16 protein-coding genes are annotated in these 20,229 nt (G+C 61.5%); 9 read left to right on the top strand and 7 right to left on the bottom strand.

Annotation, left to right across the window (positions count from 1 at the left end):
• Positions 1 to 222: 222 nt before the first annotated feature.
• Positions 223 to 2,391, top strand: a complete 2,169-nt coding sequence (locus BD293_RS01845; RefSeq protein ID WP_142079605.1) for a transglycosylase domain-containing protein — start codon at positions 223 to 225, stop codon at positions 2,389 to 2,391.
• A 52-nt stretch (positions 2,392 to 2,443) separates the two neighbouring features.
• Here BD293_RS01845 and BD293_RS01850 read toward each other — a convergent pair whose 3' ends face one another.
• Positions 2,444 to 3,172, bottom strand: coding sequence for a zinc-ribbon domain-containing protein (locus tag BD293_RS01850; RefSeq protein ID WP_142079606.1), 729 nt, complete (start codon positions 3,170 to 3,172; stop codon positions 2,444 to 2,446).
• 182 nt (positions 3,173 to 3,354) lie between these two features.
• Between BD293_RS01850 and BD293_RS01855 the strand changes: the two genes are divergently transcribed.
• The 4 genes from BD293_RS01855 to aroQ all read left to right on the top strand — a co-directional run bounded on the left by BD293_RS01855 (position 3,355) and on the right by aroQ (position 6,143).
• Positions 3,355 to 4,026, top strand: coding sequence for a cell division ATP-binding protein FtsE (locus BD293_RS01855; RefSeq protein WP_142079607.1), 672 nt, complete (start codon positions 3,355 to 3,357; stop codon positions 4,024 to 4,026).
• On the top strand, positions 4,023 to 4,895 hold the full coding sequence (locus BD293_RS01860; protein ID WP_246086179.1) for a cell division protein FtsX: 873 nt from the start codon (positions 4,023 to 4,025) through the stop codon (positions 4,893 to 4,895). Before BD293_RS01855 ends, BD293_RS01860 begins: the two co-directional genes overlap by 4 nt.
• On the top strand, positions 4,895 to 5,641 hold the full coding sequence (locus BD293_RS01865) for a lysophospholipid acyltransferase family protein (RefSeq protein WP_142079609.1): 747 nt from the start codon (positions 4,895 to 4,897) through the stop codon (positions 5,639 to 5,641). The genes BD293_RS01860 and BD293_RS01865 overlap by 1 nt, the downstream gene beginning before the upstream one ends.
• Before the next feature lie 61 nt (positions 5,642 to 5,702).
• Positions 5,703 to 6,143, top strand: a complete 441-nt coding sequence (gene aroQ, locus BD293_RS01870; RefSeq protein ID WP_142079610.1) for a type II 3-dehydroquinate dehydratase — start codon at positions 5,703 to 5,705, stop codon at positions 6,141 to 6,143.
• 33 nt (positions 6,144 to 6,176) lie between these two features.
• Here the strand turns inward: aroQ and BD293_RS01875 are convergent.
• Positions 6,177 to 7,240, bottom strand: a protein-coding gene (locus tag BD293_RS01875) for an IS630 family transposase (protein ID WP_142079576.1) whose coding sequence is annotated in 2 segments (ribosomal slippage) — positions 6,177 to 6,752 and positions 6,755 to 7,240 — 1,062 coding nt in all. Because the reading frame shifts where the segments join, the coding sequence is not laid out codon by codon here.
• A 182-nt stretch (positions 7,241 to 7,422) separates the two neighbouring features.
• Between BD293_RS01875 and BD293_RS01880 the strand changes: the two genes are divergently transcribed.
• The 3 genes from BD293_RS01880 (at position 7,423) to BD293_RS01890 (ending at position 11,676) form a co-directional block, all read left to right on the top strand.
• Entirely contained in the window at positions 7,423 to 8,133 is a 711-nt protein-coding gene (locus tag BD293_RS01880) for a response regulator transcription factor (protein ID WP_246086180.1), read from the top strand.
• Between the two features lie 68 nt (positions 8,134 to 8,201).
• Complete coding sequence (locus tag BD293_RS01885; protein WP_142079611.1) at positions 8,202 to 9,404, top strand: FIST N-terminal domain-containing protein; 1,203 nt, start codon at positions 8,202 to 8,204, stop codon at positions 9,402 to 9,404.
• Positions 9,397 to 11,676: a hybrid sensor histidine kinase/response regulator gene (locus BD293_RS01890; RefSeq protein ID WP_142079612.1), complete on the top strand. Its 2,280-nt coding sequence runs from the start codon at positions 9,397 to 9,399 to the stop codon at positions 11,674 to 11,676. Before BD293_RS01885 ends, BD293_RS01890 begins: the two co-directional genes overlap by 8 nt.
• A gap of 317 nt (positions 11,677 to 11,993) precedes the next feature.
• Here BD293_RS01890 and guaD read toward each other — a convergent pair whose 3' ends face one another.
• Genes guaD through xdhA form a run of 4 tightly spaced genes read right to left on the bottom strand, consistent with a single transcriptional unit; the run spans position 11,994 to position 17,882 of the window.
• On the bottom strand, positions 11,994 to 13,298 hold the full coding sequence (gene guaD, locus BD293_RS01895) for a guanine deaminase (protein ID WP_142079613.1): 1,305 nt from the start codon (positions 13,296 to 13,298) through the stop codon (positions 11,994 to 11,996).
• A gap of 11 nt (positions 13,299 to 13,309) precedes the next feature.
• On the bottom strand, positions 13,310 to 14,125 hold the full coding sequence (xdhC, locus tag BD293_RS01900; RefSeq protein ID WP_142079614.1) for a xanthine dehydrogenase accessory protein XdhC: 816 nt from the start codon (positions 14,123 to 14,125) through the stop codon (positions 13,310 to 13,312).
• Positions 14,122 to 16,434, bottom strand: a complete 2,313-nt coding sequence (gene xdhB, locus BD293_RS01905; RefSeq protein ID WP_142079615.1) for a xanthine dehydrogenase molybdopterin binding subunit — start codon at positions 16,432 to 16,434, stop codon at positions 14,122 to 14,124. The genes xdhC and xdhB overlap by 4 nt, the downstream gene beginning before the upstream one ends.
• A complete protein-coding gene (gene xdhA, locus BD293_RS01910; protein WP_142079616.1) occupies positions 16,431 to 17,882 on the bottom strand; it encodes a xanthine dehydrogenase small subunit in 1,452 nt (483 codons plus the stop codon). Before xdhA ends, xdhB begins: the two co-directional genes overlap by 4 nt.
• A 151-nt stretch (positions 17,883 to 18,033) precedes the next feature.
• Between xdhA and BD293_RS01915 the strand changes: the two genes are divergently transcribed.
• Positions 18,034 to 18,933 (top strand): LysR family transcriptional regulator, encoded by a 900-nt coding sequence (locus BD293_RS01915; RefSeq protein ID WP_142079617.1) that lies wholly within the window; start codon positions 18,034 to 18,036, stop codon positions 18,931 to 18,933.
• 33 nt (positions 18,934 to 18,966) lie between these two features.
• Here BD293_RS01915 and BD293_RS01920 read toward each other — a convergent pair whose 3' ends face one another.
• Complete coding sequence (locus tag BD293_RS01920; protein WP_142079618.1) at positions 18,967 to 19,992, bottom strand: fatty acid desaturase; 1,026 nt, start codon at positions 19,990 to 19,992, stop codon at positions 18,967 to 18,969.
• Between the last annotated feature and the right edge of the window lie 237 nt (positions 19,993 to 20,229).

Consider the following 20,229-nt stretch of genomic DNA (forward strand, 5'->3'; position numbering starts at 1 on the left):
TTTGCCGCACCGCAGCGCGCATCTCAGGCCCAAATGGGAAAAAAATGTGCACAAAAATGCATCAACGATTAAATAATAGGCATTTTGGCAAGGGCTGGTGCGATCTCGTGTCTACAATTTACCGCGATTGAGGTAGCAATTTGAACGCGACAATGGCAAATACGGACCAATACAATCAGGGTTTGCGTCCTTGCGCAGATTTACGAAAAAAGGTGTTTGGGTATGGGCAGTTCTGGTGGAAGCGGTCGCAAACTGGCAGCGGATCGACGCAATACGCGGCCTGCGAAAGCCCCTAAGTCTCAGGCGCGCACCACATCCGCGCGCAAGGCGGCCCCTGCCAAACGCAAATCCGGGAATATTCTGGTCCGGTTCGTCGCAGGCACGGTTGCGCTGTTCTGGCGCATAATCTGGGGCGTCACGTGGCGTCTGGGTGCCACGATTGCGATGCTTTTGTTCGTGGCGACCGGGTATTTCTACATGACCATGCCGCCTTTGGGCGATCTGATGGATGCCCGTTCACGCGGATCGGTCACGATGACCGACGCTTCTGGCAATGTCTTTGCGTGGCGCGGCGAGACATTTGGCGGCATCATCACCGCCGACACCGTATCGCCGCATCTGCGCAATGCGATCATTGCGACCGAGGACAGGCGGTTCTACAGCCATCTAGGCGTATCACCACGCGGGATTGCCGGGGCGATCCGCTCCAACATGCAATCAGGGCGCAGCGCCTTTTCAGGGGCGGGCGGGTCAACCATTACGCAGCAGGTTGCCAAACTGCTTTGCATTGGCGTTCCGTTTGATCCCGATGAATGGAGTTCCGAGGCCGAGTATGAATCCGATTGCCGCCGGGGCACCATCTGGCGCAAGATCAAAGAGTTGCCCTATGCCTTCGCGCTGGAGGCAAAGTTTTCCAAAGACGAAATCCTGACCATCTACATGAACCGCGCATTTCTTGGCTCAGGCTCGCGCGGGTTTGAAGCAGCGGCGCAGCGCTATTTCGGGCGCTCTGCCAATGAAGTTGGCCCTGCCGAAGGGGCCATGCTGGCGGGCCTTCTGGTTGCGCCGTCCACATTCGCACCGACACGCAATCTTGCCCGCGCACAAGCGCGTGCCAATGTCGTGGTGGGCCTGATGCAGGAACAAGGGTATCTGACGCCCTATGAGGTTGCAGAGGCGCGCTCATACCCTGCGACCCTGTCAAGCAGCGCAGAAACGCAGCGCGGGATCAGCTTTGCCGATTGGCTGATGCAATCCGGCCCCTCCTTTCTGACGCGCAACACGACCGAAGACGTGATGATGCGCACCACCTTTGACGCGCGCATCCAGACCGCCGCAGAAGATGCCGTGGCCCATATCTTTGACAACCGTGTCCGCGAAGGGTCCGAGGCAGAGGTGGCCGTGGTGGTCATGTCTGCTGATGGCGCTGTGCGTGGCATGGTGGGCGGGCGTTCCGCCAGTGTCGGCGGCTTTAACCGTGCGACACAGGCCATGCGCCAGACAGGCTCTGCGTTCAAACCCTTCCTATATGCGGCAGCGCTGGAAAACGGGTTCGAGCCGTTTGATATTGTCGAGGATGCCCCGCTGACGATCACCACACCCGGTTCTGGCCCTTGGTCGCCGCGCAACTACGACAACCAGTTCCACGGCTTTGTCACATTGACCGAAGCCCTGGCGCGGTCGCTGAACACGCCGGCCGTGCGCGTATCCGAGGCGATGGGGCGCGCAAGGGTGCGCGAAGTGGCAAATCAATTCGGCCTGCACAGCGATCTGGCCGAAGGTCCGGCGCTGGCGCTGGGGGCTTCCGAATCCAGCTTGCTGGAGATGACTGCCGCCTATGCGGGCATTCTGAACGGCGGCAATGCCGTGCGCCCCTACGGGATCGAGGAATTGCGCCTGCTGCAAGAAGCAACGCCACTGTTCGAGGCACGCGGCGGCATCGGGGATCGCGTTATATCCGAGCGTTCGGCACAAGTGCTGACATGGATGATGACGCGGGTCGTGGCCGAGGGCACCGGCCAGCGCGCACGCCTTGACGGGCGGCAGGTCGCGGCCAAGACTGGCACAACGCAGGCCGCACGCGACGCGTGGTTCATTGGCTTTACCGCAGATTATGTCACCGGCGTCTGGATGGGCTATGACGACAACTCGCCCTTGCAGGGCGTGACAGGTGGCGGCTTGCCTGCCGAAATCTGGCGCGAAACGATGGTCCGCGTGCATGAAGGTGTGCCGCCCCGCCCCTTGCCGATGCTGGAGCCGGAGCGCCCGGTGCTTGAAGCACCTCAATCAGCGCCCGCGCAAGGACAACAGCCCTTTACCGAACGCGGCAACACAAATTCTCTGGAAGAAACGATCAGAGGGGTGTTGGGGTCAATATTCGGCGGAAACTGACCCCGCATCGCTGTGTGGGCAGTACAGGCGGGCCTTGACCAAGGTCCGCCGCTTAACCGTTAATCAGGTTTGACAGGCGCAGGCGCATCTCATCGACAGCACCGACATAGCTGGTCAGCGCAGGCTCTGAGGCGGGCAGCGCAGTCACGATTTCCGGTGCCAGCAGATACGGCACAGTCAGCACCAGCGCCAGCACAACAGGTACCGCGAGTCCGGTCCAGAAGCTGCGCCTGCGTTCGCTGACCGTGGTCGGCAAATCGAATTCCGCATGTTTGCCGCCCATACGGCTGTTGCCGATGGGTTCGAGCGAGGCGCTGATATCCTCGATATCGGGAAAGGCCGCAGGCGTTGCCTTCGGGGCCAGATCCGGCGCGTCCGCAGGGGGGGGTGTTTTCGCACTCCGGTCTGCTGCACTTGGCCACGGGGCTGCGGTGCTCAACCCCAGATCTTGCTGCGTCTCTAGCGTGCCGGCCTCGCGTGCGCGTTGGCGGGCCTCGAACTCTGCTTCCTCGCGCAGGATTTCCAACACCTTCTCATCCACCTTGCGCGGGGCCGCCATGACGGCGACGTCGGGTTCTGCGATGGCGTCATTGGGCGCGGGGGGTGCCTCTTGCGGCAGCGGGGCCTGCATCTGAAGGGGGGGCTGGCGCACAGCTTTGGGTGTTTTTTCCTGAAACCACACATGCCCGCAGGAAGAGCATTGCACTTCACGCCCGGCGTCGGGCAATAATGCCGCGTCGATCTCGTATTGTGCGTTACATTCGGTACAAATTAACCGCATTAAGTTCCCTCAGGCAAAACCGCATCACGAGGCATTGGCGTTACATGTCTTATGTTGTAGCAAGCCCTAAAGCGATCTCCAAGTTTATTAACAGGTATTACGGTGGGAAGATGCAAGATGGTCAGTTTGGCACATAACTGCGCATCCGCTGAATTGCGCAGTCGTATGGGACTGGCGCGCACATGATCGCTTTTGAGGATGTCTCGCATGATTATGGCGGCGGGCCGCTGTTCCGCGATGTCTCGTTGCGGCTGGAGCAGGGCAGTTTTCACTTTCTCACAGGGCCATCCGGTGCCGGTAAAAGCACGATTCTGAAGCTGTGCTATGGCGAATTGCAGCCCAGTTCGGGGACAGTGAGTGTGCTTGATCATGATCTGGGCAAAATGACCCGCGATCAGTTGGCCGAGACACGCCAGCGCATCGGGGTCGTGCATCAGGATTGCCAGTTTCTGGACCATCTGAGTGTCGCGCAGAATGTTGGCCTGCCGTTGACCACAACGGGCCGCGAGTTGGCAGAAAGCGATTTGACAGACCTCTTGGGCTGGGTCGGCTTGGGCGACCATGCCTCGGCCCTGCCGCCAACCCTGTCGGGGGGCGAGCGCCAGCGCGCCTCGCTTGCGCGCGCGGTCATCGCTGGACCGAGGCTGTTGCTGGCGGACGAGCCGACGGGAAATCTGGATTGGGACATGTCGCAGCGCTTGTTGATGTTGATGGTCGAGTTGAACCGCATGGGAACGGCGGTGCTGATCGCCACGCATGACCTGAACCTGATCCGCTTTGCGAAAGCACATGTGAATGCGCGCGTGCTGCGTTTCGCAGGGCGCAAACTGCAAATCGCTGGGGCCGAATTGTGAGTGCGCGCGCGATATCCGATCTGGTGGTGCCGCGCTCTGGCCAGAGCATCTGGCTTATCACGCTGAGTGCGGCGGCGATGGGATTTTTGGCCGTGTTCGCGCTGGCGCTGTCGGTCACATCGGCGAATCTGGCGCGCGGCTGGTCTGCCTCGCTGGCGCAAACGGCGACGGTGCGGATCTCTGCTGCGGCGGCGGAGCTGGACGCGCAGACCGCCATTGTGCTGGATGTGTTGCGCACGACCCCCGGCATCGCCGAGGCCCGCGTTATGGTGGTCGAGGAACAGGCCGCCCTGCTGGAAGCGTGGCTTGGCCCTGACCTGCCGCTGGATGCGCTGCCCTTACCCCGCCTGATCGAGCTGCGCGAGACTGAGGAAGGGCCGGACCGCCAAGGCCTGCGCCTGCGCCTGAGCGCCGAGGCACCGGGCGCAGTGTATGATGACCACACCCGCTGGCGCAGACCACTTGCGCAGGCGGCGGCGCGTATGCGCACCTTTGCTGTGTTTTCGCTGGTGTTGATCGGGGCGGTCATGACCGCAATCATCGCGCTGGCAGCCAGTGCCAGCCTTGCGTCGAACGGGCAGGTCATCAAGGTGTTGCGGCTGGTGGGCGCAAAAGACCGCTTTATCGCGCGCGCCTTTGTGCGCCGCATCTCGCGCCGTGCGCTTCTGGGGGCCAGCGCGGGAACGGCTGCCGCTTGTGCTGCCCTGCTGACCATGCCTGAACTGGATGGCACAGCACATGTGCTGGCGGGTATAGGGTTTCAGGGAATGGGCTGGGCCTTGCCACTTGTCATTCCTGTGCTTGCAATGGCACTTGCATGGATTGCCAGCATGGCCACGGCGTTTTACGTTCTGAAAGGGGTTACCTGATGCGGTATGCAGTGCAATGGGTGCGATCTGTCATCTTTATCGGGCAGATGTATGGCGCGATGCTGGTGCTGGCAGTCGTCTTTTTGCCTTATGCAATTATGCGGCGCGAAGGGGCGCTGAAGGCCATGCATGTCTATTGCCGTTATGTGCGCTGGTCCGCGGGTGCAATTGCGGGTCTGCACTCGGAAGTTCGGGGTGAAGTGCCCCAAGGGCCAGTACTGATCGCGGCCAAACATCAGTCATTTCTGGATATTCTCATGATCTTTGGCGCGCTGCCGCGCCCGCGCTTCATCATGAAAAAGCAGCTTGTCTATGCCCCCATTCTGGGCTGGTATGCGTTGCGCGTCGGCTGTGTGCCGGTTGATCGCGGCAAGCGCGGGCAGGCCATCAAACAGATGACCGCGCGGGTCAAGGCAGGCATCGAGGATGCGGGCCAGTTGATTATCTATCCGCAAGGCACGCGCGTGGCCCCCGGCGTCAAGAAGCCCTACAAGGTGGGCACAGCCGTGCTTTATGAGGAACTCGCGCAGGATTGCGTGCCGGTTGCCACCAATGTCGGCATGTTCTGGCCGCGCCACAGCCTGTACCGCGAACCTGGGCTGGCAGTGGTCGAATTTCTGCCCCCTATTCCGGCAGGCAAAGCCCCACGCGCCTTTATCGCCGAGTTGGAGCAGGTGGTCGAGGCGGCCTCGGACAGGCTGGAAGACGAAGCACGGCAGCAGTTGAACGCGCGCGCAATCACCTGAGCCTCTTTCCAGATGCCGGGCGCTGTGGCATCAACGTGATATCGTGACACAAGAGGCCATCATGTCATCTGCAATGATCCATATTCTGAACGGCCCCAACCTGAACCTGCTTGGCCAGCGCCAGCCAGAGATTTATGGCCATGAGACGCTGGACGATGTCGCCCGCGCCTGCGCGCAGCTTGGGCAGGAACTTGGCTTGCAGACCGAATGCCTGCAAACGAACCATGAGGGCGCGCTGGTCGAGATGATCCAACAGGCGCGACATGCCGCGCAGGGCATCATCATCAACCCCGCCGCCTATACCCACACCTCGGTTGCCATTCTCGACGCATTATCCGCCTTCGAGGGGCCAGTGATCGAGGTGCATATCTCGAATATCCACAAACGCGAGAGCTTTCGCCACCATTCCTATGTCAGCGCGCGCGCGGATGCCGTGATCGCAGGGTGCGGCACGCAAGGCTACCTTCTGGCGTTGCGCCATATTGCGCATGTTCTTGGATAAATCGCCCCGCTCTGTAATACCAATCAGCATTGATCAGAACTCTTGAGCCCAGTCGCGGGTTCCAATGGAGGTGATTGTGTCGGGCATGCTGACCAATTTGTTCCAAGCCTTGCAGCAATGATCTACGATGTCTTCATAGGTTTCGAAGATGAGGTTTGATAGCCAGTTGTCTCGCATGAATTGCCAGATGTTTTCGACTGGATTGAGTTCTGGGCATTTTGCGGGGATCGGGATGATGGTGATGTTGTCCGGAATGACCAGCTTGTCAGTCATGTGCCATGCGGCTTGATCCACGAGCACAGCCCCATGTGCTTTGGGTGCGACAGTTTGGGAGATTTCAGCAAGATGCAGGGCCATCGCTTCGGTATTGCACGCTGGCAGCACAAGACCTGCAGCTTTCCCGAGGGCTGGGCAAATCGCTCCAAAGATGTAGCTTGAACTCGTGCGCTGATCATGTGGGGCGGAAGGTCGCGTACCGCGCTTCGCCCATCGGCGCGTGATCTTGTTTTTCTGGCCGACACGCGCTTCATCTTGGAACCAGACTTCGATCACAGTGCCTTGCAGGAGCCGTGCGCGGAGCTTTGCTACTGCGGCTGCAAACCCTTTTTTTTAAAGTCCTCCAGTGCGGCTGTATCTTGCGCGTGATGGCGCGGGCGTGCTGTGAGTTTGACATAACCAAGCGCCCTGAGTTCCCGGCTTATCGACGTCTCGTGAAGTGAAATCCCAAATGTGTCTGCAATCCATTTCCTCAGATCACTCAGGCGCCAGCGGACGACCCCATGGACCGATAAGGTCGGACCGCTCTCAACAATTGCAGCAAGCGCCCTGCGCTGCTCATCGTTAAGCTTAGACTGCTGACCAGGAGCTTTGCCGTTGATCAAGCCGTCAGGCCCGCGGGCATTAAACCGCTCCACCCAGTCACGGACAATTTGTAGGCCAACACCACCAATCCGAGCAGCATCGCTGCGCCGACCGCCATCATAGATCTCCGCCAGCGCCAAAAGCCTGCGGGCTTGGTTGGCATCCTTTGTCTTTCGCGCAAGTTCTCTCAACTTCATGCCGTCGTAGTCTGTCCGTAACGCGAGCGCTGCGCCCATAGAGAGGCCCTCCCCAGAAAATCTGACGCCATTGAGTCAGATCTTCATAGATTTGGGAATCCCAAAACCCTCAGAAGAGTCAGATTTCGCGAGACTTGGTATAAGACCTATGGAGGGGGACCATTCCGGGGAAGTTGTGTCTAGACTGAGTTCAGGAGCAACGCAGCACAAACGAGCGGCATATGCGTGAAACAATGATTACCATGGACGCTGTCACCACAGAGAGGGGCGAGATGATACTGGTGATCGACGACCACCCGCTGTTTTGCGAAGCCCTGCAAATAACATTGTCCGAAGCATTGGGGCTGGCACAGATTGAGACGCGCAGCTCGCTTGGTGCCGCATTGGACGCGTTTCGCGCGGGGCTGGAAGTTGACGCCATCATTCTGGATCTGAACCTGCCTGATGTCGCAGGCCTTGATGGTTTGGCGCGTTTGCGCAACGCTGCCCCCGGTGTGCCGGTGATCGTAGTGTCCTCCATGTCCGAAGCGCGGATCATCACGGCCGTGCTGCATGCCGGTGCGGCGGGGTTTGTGCCCAAACACAGCCCGCGCGAAGACTTTGTCGCCGCCATTCGGGTTGTGTCGCAGGGCGGCAGCTATCTGCCGCAAGACTATGCGCCCCCCACCAAAGATACGCAGCAAGATGCCGAACGCAACGCAATCGACCGCCTGTCAGACCTGACCCCGCAACAAGGGCGTATTCTGGCACTGGTCTGCGAAGGGTATCTGAACAAGCAGATCGCCTATGAGTTGTCGATCAGCGAAACCACAGTCAAGGCGCATGTCACGGCGATTTTGCGCAAACTGGGTGCGCAAAGCCGCACGCAAGCCGTGCGCATCGCCAATTCCGCCAGCTATGCCGAAATCCTGCGCGAAAAACCCAAGGGCTGACTGTGTCAAAGCCTTTGCGCGGCCTGCGAAACCTGCGCTAGACTAAGCGCCATAGGGAGGAGCGCCAGATGCTGCGGTCAGAGGTGTTTGTGACACGCGCGCAATCCGCCGCCCCGGATACGGGCCGCGCGATAGCCGAAATTCTGGCGCAGCTTCCCTGTCATGATCTGGCATTGATTATCTTGTTCGTGGGCGAGGGGCATGACCTGCCGACATTGGAGAAAGCGCTCGCGCCCCTTGTCGGAAAAACACAGATCATCGGCTGCACCACCGCTGGCGAGATTGCGGCAGGGGGCTATCTGGAGGGGCAGATCGTAGCCCTTGGCCTGCCGCGCAGCCTGTTTCGGGTGGCGACGGGCAGTCTGACCAATCTCAGCCGCTTCGACCCCGAGGCCGCGCGCAATCTGGCCTTTGAACTGCGCGCCGAAGTCACGTTTTCAACGGCGGATTGGGCCAATGAAGTGGCGTTCTTGCTGACGGACGGGCTGTCGCTGATGGAAGATCAGCTTGTCTGGGCCTTGTCCGAGGCGCTGGGCCAAAGCCCGCTTGTCGGCGGCTCTGCTGGCGACGGGTTGCGCTTTGGCAAGACCTTTGTGCTGCATGAGGGCCGCTTTATGACCGATGCCGCTGTGCTGGCGGTGCTGCGCACGCCCTGTCGTGTGACGGCCTTTCGCTTTGATCATCTGGAACCGACCGCGCAGCGCATGGTTGTCACCGATGCCTGTCCGGCGCAGCGATTGGTGCGTGAAATCAACGGTATGCCCGCAGGGCCGGAATATGCGCGCATTCTTGGCAAAGACCCGCAGCAATTGTCGCCCTTCATCTTCGCGGCCAATCCGGTCTTGTCCAAGATCGGGGATGAACATCATGTCCTTGCAATCCAGCGGGTAGAGCCTGACGGCACATTGCGTTTCTTCTCCGCGATCGAGACGGGGCTTGTGCTGCGCCTTGCGCAAAGCACCGACCTTGAGGCGCATCTGGAACGCGAATTGGCGGGGCTTGCCCCCAAGGGCGAACGCCCCACAATTCTGGCCTGTGACTGCATCCTGCGACGGCTGGAGGCAGAGAACACTCAGACGCGCCACCGGATATCTTCCGTGCTCGACCGCTACGGGGTCACCGGCTTTAACACCTATGGCGAGCAGTTCAATCTTGTGCATGTGAACCAGACCTTCACCGGCCTTGCCTTCTATCCGCCCGACGAAGACACCGATGCGATGGAAGTCTCGGCTTTCGTGCCCCGCCAGCCCGGAGCGCCTGAAAATGCTTGAAACCCTGTTAACCGACGGGCTGAGCCTTGAGGAAGAAAACGCCCGCCTGCGCGCGATTGTTGTGGCGCTGATGGACCGCTCGGAGCGCGCGCAAAGCCCCAGCCGACCCATGGGGCAACTCAGCCATGTTGTGGCGCTGGAGCAGCAAATCCGCACCCGCACCCGCGATCTGGCCGAAACGCTGGACCGCTTGCGCATCGCCAATGCGCGCTTGTCGCAGGCGGAACGCGACGCGGTGAATGCGCGCAACAATCTGGCCGATGCACTGGAAGCGATGGGCGAAGGCTTTGCCATGTTCGATGCCAGCGACACGCTGACCATGTGGAATTCGCGCTTTTGCGCCGATCTGCCGGATGTGCGCCGCCGCATCGGGCCCGGCCTGTCGTTCCGCGATTATGTGCGCATCGTGTCCGACAGCCCGGCGCTGAACCTGCCCGATCCGCAGGCGCGCCACAAATGGGTCACGCAGCGGATGGACAGCCATCGCCGCCGCGATGTGAACTTCATGGTGCCCTTGATAGATGACCAGTGGCTTCAGGTGTCTGAACAGCGCATGGCCTCGGGCGGCACAGCCGTGACCCAGACCGATGTGACCGGCATGGTGCGCAATGAACGCGAAGAACGCGTCAAACTGCTGGATGAACAGGCGCAGATGGTGCGTGCCACGCTGGACCATATCGATCAGGGTGTGATGATCTTTGACGCGAAAGCCCGGCTTGCAGGCTGGAACCGCCGCTTGCGGGAATTGTTCTCGCCGCCGGTCGATTTGCTGGGAACCGGCACGCCCTTTACCGCATTGCTGAACAATCTGATGCGGCGCAAGCAATTGGGGCGTGGCAATATCCGCGCCGCGCTGACCGACTGGGCCAATGGCCCCCCGTACCGCCCGGCCCTGACGCTGGAGATTGTGCAGGATGAAGGCAGCGTGCTGGAACTCTCGGCGCAGGCCATGCCGGATCGGGGGTTTGTAGTGTCCTTTACCGATCTGACCAAGGAACGCCGCGCCATCGCCGAGATGCACCGCCTGAATGAGACATTGGAAGCGCGTGTCCGCGCCCGCACGGTCGAGCTGGAATCCGCCCGCGACGAGGCAGAGCGCGCGAACACCTCGAAATCGCGCTTCGTCGCGTCGGCCAGCCATGATCTGTTGCAACCGCTCAATGCGGCCAAACTGTTTCTCGCGTCACTCTCGGCGATGGATCAGCCCCGCGAACAGGCCCGCCTGACCGAACGCATCACCAGCGCCTTTGGGTCGGTTGAACAGATATTGGGCGCGTTGCTGGATATCTCGAAATTCGACATCGGGGCGGCGCGGGCGAAAACCGAAACCTTTGCGCTTGCCCCGCTACTGGAACGGCTGCGCGAGGAGTTTATGCCCGTCGCCCATGCGCGCGGCCTGAAGTTGCAGGTTTTGCCCAGCCGTGCCCATGTCACCAGCGACCCGATCTATCTCAAGCGGATTTTGCAAAACCTTCTGTCCAACGCCATTCGCTATACCGATCAGGGGCGGGTGGTGCTTGGCGTGCGTCACAAAGGCGGCACCCTGCGGCTGGAGGTGTGGGACACAGGCCCCGGCATTCCCGAAGACAAACAGACCGACATCTTTCAGGAATTCACCCGTCTGGCCCCTGCTGGCAGCGACGGGGGCATGGGGTTGGGGCTGGCGATTGTCGAGCAGGCCTGCGCGCTGTTGCACCACCCGCTGATGCTGCGCTCTGTGGTGGGGCGCGGCACGGTGTTCAGTGTGACCGTGCCCAAGACCGCCGCCCCACCCAGTGACACTGCCGCCCAATCGGTGCCCGAACCGCGCGGGGCACTGGATGACCTGCTGGTGCTGGTGGTCGAGAATGACGCCGATGTGCGCCACGCCATGATGGGCGTGCTAGAAGACTGGGGGGCCAGCCCGATCGAGGCGACTAAATTGACCGAGGCTGATGCCCTTGTCGCGGAACTTGGCGTGCCACCAGATGTGATTTTGGCGGATTACCAGCTTGATAATAATGAGTCCGGGCTGGACCTGATCGAGGCACTGCGCGCGCGCCACGGTCCGGTTCCTGCGGTGCTGATTACGGCCAATCACAGCCCCGAGCTTATCACTCAGGCCGAAGAGTGTGGCATTTTGCTGATGACCAAACCCTTGGGCCTGCGCCGTCTGCGCCGCCTGTTGCAACAAGTGCCGCTCTATCTGCGCGACGGCAACGCGTCGGACGGGCAAGCTGCCGAAAAGGGCGATCACAGCTATTGGCTGCGCCAAGCGGCGCATGAGGACTAGTGTTGGCCTTTTGGTACAAGATTTGTTGTGACGGGTTTGAGCCCTGAGCGGACTGTCCCCAAGCGCGGAATCAAGGGCGTCAGCCCGCCGCGCATCGCCGGGCCGCCCACGGGCACGGCGATTTGGCTGCCACCAGCACAACGCTCTGATCTTGCTCGGATGTGGCTGGCATAAAGTGCTTTAACTTCAATTGCGGACCGCCGCACCGCGGCCCGACGCTGCGCGGCTTTGCACCCGGAAACGCAATGCCTGCAAAGTCCGCACAGCTACCATTTCTGACTAAACGACTCCACAGCACCGCCCCCATTCATCACATGTCACGCACTAGCCGGTGCTGTCGCCTTCTGGGCGCGCCCTGCGACATAGGTTTGCACCACGGCGCGGTCGTCGCCCATCACTTGCAGGGTGAATAATTCATCCATCAGATTGCGCGCGCGCTCCATGCGCAGGGCCATTGCGGGGGTGGCGTGCGCATCCAGCACCACCAGATCAGCCTCGGTGCCTGCGTCCAGCGTGCCGATCTGGTCTTGCAGGCCAAGGGCCACCGCATTACCGCGCGTGATCCAGTGAAAGGCGCGGAAGGGGTGCAGGCGCTGGCGGTTCAGTTGCAGCACCTTATAGCCCTCGGCCAGCGTTTGCAGCATGGAATAGCTGGTGCCGCCGCCGATATCGGTGGCAATCGCATTGGTCAGACCGGCGGCGCGCAATCTCGCGTCATCAAACAGGCCAGAGCCCAGATAGAGGTTCGAGGTGGGGCAGAATACCGGCTTTGCACCCGCTTCGGCCAAAGCCCCGATCTCGCGGTCGGACAGGTGGATCGCATGGCCCAGCAGGCTGTTCGCGCGCAAAAGCCCGTAGCGTGCATAGATATCGGTGTAATCCACAGCCTCGGGGTGAAGCTGGCAGGAGAGCGCGATTTCGGCGTGGTTCTCGCTCAGATGGGTCTGGATGTAGCAGTCCGGGTGCTCTGCCGCCAGCGCTTGCGCGGCGTCCATCTGCGCAGGCGTCGAGGTGATGGCAAAGCGCGGGGTGATCGCATAGGACAGCCGCCCCGCACCATGCCAGCGTTCAATCAGCGCCTTGCTGTCATCATAGCTAGATTGCGGCGTATCGCATAAAGCTGCGGGCGCGTTGCGGTCCATCATGACCTTGCCAGTGATCAGGCGCATGTCGCGGGCATGAGCCTCGGAAAACAGCGCCTCGGCGGATGTGGCATGGACCGAGCCATAGGCCACAGCTGTGGTGGTGCCATGTTCGGTCAGCCGGTCGAGAAAGGCCTTGGCCATTGTCGCGCACAGGGCGGGGTCGCTGTAGCGGGTTTCTTCGGGAAAGGTGTAGTCGTTCAGCCAGTCCAGCAACTCGGCCGCCCATGAGGCGATGACCTGCATCTGCGGGAAATGCAGATGCGTGTCGATGAAACCGGGCATGACCAGATGCGGGCGGTGGTCGATGAGGGTTGCCCCTGCCGGGTCGATCCGGTCGAAATCGTCCAACGCGGTGATCTGGCCGCCCTCGATCAGCACGCCGCCATCCTCAAAATAGCGGAAGCTGTCGGTGTCGTCCGGGGTCTGGGGTTCGCGCAGGAAGGTCAGCAGCCGCGCGCGGATGATTTTTCGGTCCATGAAAAAGGCTTTCAGATTTGGGCCGCAGTGGCCGCGACGTCTGGGGACAGTTTGCGCAAGGCGGTAAAGATTTCCTGCGCGGTCATCAAGGCAATCACTTCGGGGCGCTTGTCGCCCAGACCTTGGGCCCCGATGGGGCAGATCAACGCCTCGGATGACACGCCGGCGGTGTCGCGCGCGAAGCGTTCAAACCGCGCGCGCTTCGTGGCCGACCCGATCAGCCCGACATAGGCCGCATCATTGCGGCGCAGTGCGGCCAGTGTCAGCAGAAAATCCAGCCCGTGATCATGGGTTGTGACCACATAGGCGCTGGCGGGGGGCGCATTTGCAATCTCGGCTTCGGGCAGGGGGGTCAGGCGGGTGTCCACACCTTCGGGCACCAACGCCAACTCGCTGGCGCGCGTGTCGACAAGGATCACGCGCCACGGCAGCGTCAGCGCCACCTGCGCCAAGGCCCGGCCCACATGGCCTGCGCCAAGGATCAGCAGATGCGGGCGTTGGGCATTCTCGATCCGCGCCAGATGGGCGGCGCGCTGGCTTTCGCCAAGGCGCTGAAGCTCCACACTGACCCGCCCCCCGCAGCATTGGCCGATCTCCGGCCCCAGCGCGATATCGAGCTGCGCGCGCATCCCACCTTGCGCGAGCATGTCGCGGGCCCGTGTGAGCGTTTGCCATTCGGCCTGCCCCCCGCCGATTGTGCCCGCCAGTGCGGTGGCGGTGACAAACATCTCGGCCCCTTCGTCACGCGGGGATGAGCCTTGTACGCGGGCAATGCGGGCATGGATGACGGACGCAGCCCCCGTCAGAATGTCGCGCGCACCTTTCATGACCGTTTCAAACGTTCTACCGCCATCAGCACGCGTTCGGGCGTGGCGGGGGCGTCCAGCCTTGGGCAGATGCGGTAATCGGCGACCGAGGCCACGGCCATGCCAATCGCCTCGAACACGGAAATCGGCAGCATAAAGGGCGGCTCACCCACGGCTTTGGAGCGTTTGATTGTGGGTTTCACGTTTTCCGACCAGTCGGCGAGTTTGACATTGAAGATGCGCGGGCGGTCGGAGGCCAGCGGGATTTTATAGGTCGAGGGCGCATGGGTGCGCAGGCGACCCTGATCGTCCCACGCCAGTTCTTCAGATGTCAGCCAGCCCATCCCCTGCACAAAGGCCCCTTCAACCTGCCCCAGATCCAGCGCAGGGTTCAGGGATTTGCCGACATCATGCAGCACATCCGCGCGGTCCACGCGCGTCTCGCCGGTCAGCGTGTCGATGCTGACCTCGGAACAGGCGGCACCATAGGCGAAGTAATAAAACGGCTGGCCTTTGCCCGCCGCGCGGTCCCAGTGGATTTCAGGGGTCTTGTAGAACCCTGCCGCCGAAAGCTGGACGCGGGCCATATAGGCGGCATGGATGAATTCGTTGAAGCCCATGACCTGCGCGCCAACAGCCACGCGCCCCGGCAGGAATTGCACAGCGTCTTCGCTCACATTCCAATGGCGGGCGGCAAATTCGACCAGCCGCGCCTTGATCTGGGTGCAGGCGTCTAGGGCGGCCATGCCGTTCAGGTCTGTGCCGGAACTGGCGGCGGTGGCCGAAGTGTTGGGCACTTTCTCGGTCGTGGTTTTGGTGATCTTGATGCGGTCCATATCGACCTGAAACGCCTCGGCCACCACTTGGGCGACCTTGGTATAAAGCCCTTGCCCCATTTCGGTGCCGCCATGGTTCAGATGGATCGAGCCGTCATTGTAGACATGCACAAGCGCACCGGCCTGATTGTACCATGTCGCGGTGAAGCTGATGCCGAACTTGACCGGCGTCAGCGCGATGCCCTTGCGGATGATGCCACCTTTGGCGTTGTATTCCAGCACAGCGCGGCGGCGCGCCTGATAGTCGGCGGAGGCTTCCAGCTCGTCCACAAGTCTGTTCAGGATGTTGTCTTCGACGCGCTGGTGATAGGGGGTGATGTCGCCTCCGTCACGGTAGAAATTCGCGCGCCGGATTTCCAGCGGGTCGCGGCCCAGACTATAGGCGATTTCCTCGATCATGCGTTCAGCGGCGATCACGCCTTGCGGGCCGCCAAAGCCGCGAAAGGCGGTGTTGCTGACAGTGTTGGTTTTCAGGGGCCGCGATTGCAGGCGCGCGGCGGGGTAGAAATAGGCATTGTCGGCATGAAACAGCGCGCGGTCGGTCACGGGGCCGGACAGGTCCGACGACCAGCCACAGCGCGCCGCAAAGACGCCATCCACCGCCAGAATGCGCCCCTGATCGTCAAAGCCCAGATCATAGTCGATGCGGAAATCATGACGCTTGCCGGTGATTTCCATATCCTGATCGCGGTCGGGGCGCAGTTTGACCGCGCGGCCCAGTTTCTTTGCGGCAATGGCGGCGATGACGCAAAACAGGTTCATCTGCGTTTCTTTACCGCCAAACCCGCCGCCCATGCGCCGCACGTTAATGACCACGGCATTGGACGGCACGCCAAGCGCATGGGCGACCATGTGCTGTGCCTCACTCGGGTGCTGGGTGGATGCGAAGAGTACGACCTCGTCGTCCTCGCCGGGGATGGCGAGTGCGATCTGGCCTTCGAGATACATGTGATCCTGCCCGCCCACACGCATACGCGCGGTGATCCGGTGGGGGGCTGCGGCCAGCGCGGGGGCCACATCGCCGCGTTCCAGTTTCAACGGCGCTGTGACATCGGGGTAACCGGCGGCTTCGGCGCTGTCGATGTCGATGGCATGGGGCAGGGGGGCGTAGTCGATCTTCGCAAGCGTGCAGGCGCGGCGCGCAAGGTCACGGGTGGTTGCAACGACAGCGAAAACCGGCTGGCCGTAATATTGTACCAGATCATCGGTGAAGATCGGCTCGTCCATCAGCCCTGTGGGCGAGACGTCATTGCGGCCCGGAATATCGGCGGCTGTCAGCACCGCCACCACACCGGGGGCCGCGCGTACGGCGGCAAGATCGACCGAGGTGATCCGGCCATGCGCAATGCCCGCGCCGCCGATATAGGCGTGCAGCGTGCCTGCCGGTTCGGTGATGTCATCGGTATATTCAGCGCGGCCCGTTACATGCTTGATAGCCGAGTCGTGGATCAGGCTGTCATGGGCGGCACCGCGAATGCGGGGGTCGTCCTTCATGTTGCATCCTCCAATGTGGCTGGGGTGCCTTGGGATTCGTGCCAGAAGCGGGTGAACAGGTTTTGCGCGGCGTGCATCCGGTACTCGGCGCTGGCGCGCATGTCCGACAGGGGCGTGAAATCCTGCGGCAAGCTGGCGGCGGCGCGCAGCAATGTCGCTTCGGTAAAGGGCTGGCCGATAAGGGCGGCTTCGGCATGGGTGGCGCGTTTCGGGGTTGCGGCCATGCCGCCAAAAGCAAGGCGCGCGGCGGTGATGGTGCCCTCCTCCACTGTGAGGTTGAAGCCTGCGGCCACAGCGGAAATATCCTCATCCCGGCGCTTGGAGAGTTTATAGGCGGCGTGCAGGCTGTGCGGCGCGGGTTTGGGAAGGATGATGCTTTCGACAAATTCGCCGGGCGCGCGGTCTTGCTTGCCGTAATCGAGGAAGAAATCCTCTAGCGGGATGTCGCGCTGCGTCGCGCCGTGGCGCAGCACCAGCCGTGCCCCCATGGCGATGAACGGCGGCGGCGTGTCGCCGATGGGCGAGCCATTGGCGATATTGCCGCCAAGCGTGCCCATCGCGCGCACCTGCCAGCCTGCGATGCGGTCCCAATAGCGGGCCAGATGCGGGAAATGGGCCAGCAGGGGCGCGCGCGCGCCCTCATAGCTGACCATCGCGCCGAAATGCAGGGCCGTGTCCGTCTCGGTCACCCTGCGCAGATCGTCCAGATGGCCGATAAACACCGCCAAGGGCAGATCGCGCAGGAACTTCGTGACCCACAGGCCCACATCCGTGGCCCCTGCGATGATGCGGGCGTCGGGGTGTTCCACCAGCACATCGGCCAGATCCTCGACCGAGGCGGGCAGGATCGCCCGGCTGCCGTCTTTAGTCACATCGACGCGCGCGCCGTCTTGCCATCCAAGCAAGGTCGCACTGACTTGCGCACGCTCACCCATCAGCGGGTCGGTGGTGCCATAATCGCCCATCGCAAGTGCTGCGCGGATGATCGGTGCGTAGCCGGTGCAGCGGCACAGATTGCCTTGCAAGGCGCGCTCGATCTGCTGCTCAGAGGGGTGGGGTTGTTCCATCCACAGGGCATAAAGCGCCATAACGATGCCGGGCGTGCAAAAGCCGCATTGGCTGCCGTGATGTTCCACCATGGCGCGCTGGACAGGGTGCAGGCCGCCATCTGTGCCGCGCAAATGCTCGATCGTCACCACATGGCAGCCATCGCAGGACACAAGCGGGCGGATGCAGGCATTCACCGGCTCATAGACCAGGCCTTGCGCGGTCAGGCGTCCCACAAGCACCGTGCAAGCGCCGCAATCCCCCTCGGCGCACCCTTCTTTGGTGCCGCGCAGGCGCTGGTCCAGTCGCAGATGGTCCAGCAACATGTCGGTGGCCCCTGCCGCAGGCAAGGTCACGGCGCGGTCGTTGAGCAAGCCTCTGATCGTGTGGCGCAGGGGCATTTGGGCGTCCTTGTTTGCGTCTTATTCTAACATAAGAAACCTTGTCACAATGTCACTTTCAACGTGAGTGATAAAACGGTTAGACTGTTTCAACGCAGTGTTGGGAATTGTGCTGGTTTCCTGTGCAGTCGCGGTGAATGGGGGTGAGGTTATGTCCTATCTGGAATCCCTGCGCGTGTTCGTGCGCGTCAGCGAATTAGGCTCGATCACTGCGGGCGGGCGCGATTTGCGGCTGACGCCTGCCGTGGCCAGCAAGCGGATCAAGGAGTTGGAGGGGCGTCTGGGTGTGCGTCTGTTCAACCGCACCACGCGCAAGCTGACGCAAACCGAAATCGGGCGCGAATTCTACGATCATGCCCGCCGTGTCATCACCGCGCTGGAGGATGCCGAGGCGGCCGTGTCCGGGCTGTCCGGCCATTTGCGCGGCACAATCCGGGTGACAGCGCCGCTGGGCATCGGGCGCAGGCTGATTGCCCCTTTCGCGCATAGCTTCGCGCAGGATTACCCGGAAATCCGGATCAATCTGCGGCTGTCGGACAAGCGGGTGGATATTCTGGAAGATCAGATAGATATGGCCTTTGTGCTGGGCGAATTGCCTGAATCCAGCCTGAAGCAGCGCAAGATCGCGGATGCGCCCCGCGTGATCGCCGCCAGTCCCGACTATCTGGCGCGGCGCGGCACACCGCGCAGCGCGGAAGAGTTGAAGGCGCATGATTGCCTGCTGCTGCGCTATCCGCGCTCGCTTGAGTATTTCTGGACAGTGCAGACCCTCGACGGGCTGTTGCGGTTGGATCTGACAGGCCAGTTGGATTGCGATGATGCCAGTGTTCTGGTGGATTGGGCGCTGGCCGGGGCAGGGATTGTCAACCGCCCCGTGATGGAACTCGCGCCCCATCTGGACACTGGCGCGTTGGTGGCCATTTTGCCCGACACGCCGCCATTATCCGCAATATTTGCCTGTCTGTATCCGCACAGACGCCACCAAGACCCGAAGATCAGGCTGTTTGCAGATTACATGGTGCGGGCCTGCAAGGCGGCCGTGCCCAAGTGAGGGTTGTCACTTGGGGCAAGGCTGGGTGCAATTTCAGGCGATGCCGTATTGCCGGTGGGCGTCAGAGCAGGAGATAAGTTTCCCCCCCGCTTCGTCCCACAGATGCAGCTTTACCGTGGCCAGACTCTCGCCAATGGTCAGGCGCTGCGCTTCGCCCAGTTCAGGGAAATCACGGATCACCTCGGGCAACCGGTAGAAGGGGATGCGCGAATACAGGTGATGGACGTGGTGAATGCCGATATTGCCAGACAGCCAGCGCAACGGCTGGGGCAGAACGTAATGCGAGCTGCCCTCCAATGCGGCGTCGTGCAATTGCCAGTCTTCGCCCTTGGACCAATGTGTCTGCTCGAACTGGTGCTGGACATAGAACAGCCACACACCAATCGTCGCCGCGATTACCGAAGTGGGCAGGAACACCAGCAGGACCGGCAAAAGCCCGCCAAACCAGATAATCAGCGCCAGCGCGATGCCGATCATGGCATTGGTGCCCATGGCCGATGTCCAATAGCGCCAGCCTGCATTCATCAGCCCCATCGGCAGACGGTTTTGCAGGATGAACAGATAGCTTGGCCCCAGAACGAACAGCACGACAGGGTGGCGGTACAGCCGATACAGGAACCGCCCAAAGGGCGAGCGTGCGCGGTATTCTTCGACAGTCAGGGTGGTGACATCGCCGATGCCGCGCTGGTCCAGATCGCCGTGATGGGCATGGTGGATCGCATGTGTGCGCCGCCAGACAGCATAAGGTGTCAGCGTCAGCACCCCGAGAATGCGCCCGACCCAGTCTTGGGCCTTGCGGTTTTTCAAGAATGAGCCGTGCCCGCAATCATGCTGGATGATGAAAATCCGCACAAGGAAAGTGCCATTCATCACCGCCAGCGCCAAGGCCAGCCAAGCACTGACAGACAAGGCCATCCAAGCCAGTGCCCAGAGTGCGAAAAACGGCACAAGGGTCACGGCCAGTTCAAACAGGCTGCGGTGTGTCGTCGGATCACGGTAGCGCGCAAGTGTGCTTAGCCAGGTGCGCGCTGTACGGGGGGGTAGTGTCTTGTCGTGCATCAGAGCCTGTCGGTCGTGGCCGGGTATAAAACCGGCGGGTTTCGCTATGCCTTGGCAGGATACCATTCAGCGGTCGACCTATTTCAGCGCCCCCACGATTATGCTGTATCTTTCAGATATTCAACAAGTTTGATGCGCTCAAGCGCCCGGCCACGAACAATTCCGCGTCACTGCAATCCAAAGCATAGTAATTTGGCGTGAATACACGTGAAACTGGTTGCCTGACAAAAGTTTGTT

It is taken from the genome of Roseinatronobacter monicus, assembly GCF_006716865.1.
Classification (GTDB): Bacteria; Pseudomonadota; Alphaproteobacteria; order Rhodobacterales; family Rhodobacteraceae; genus Roseinatronobacter; species Roseinatronobacter monicus.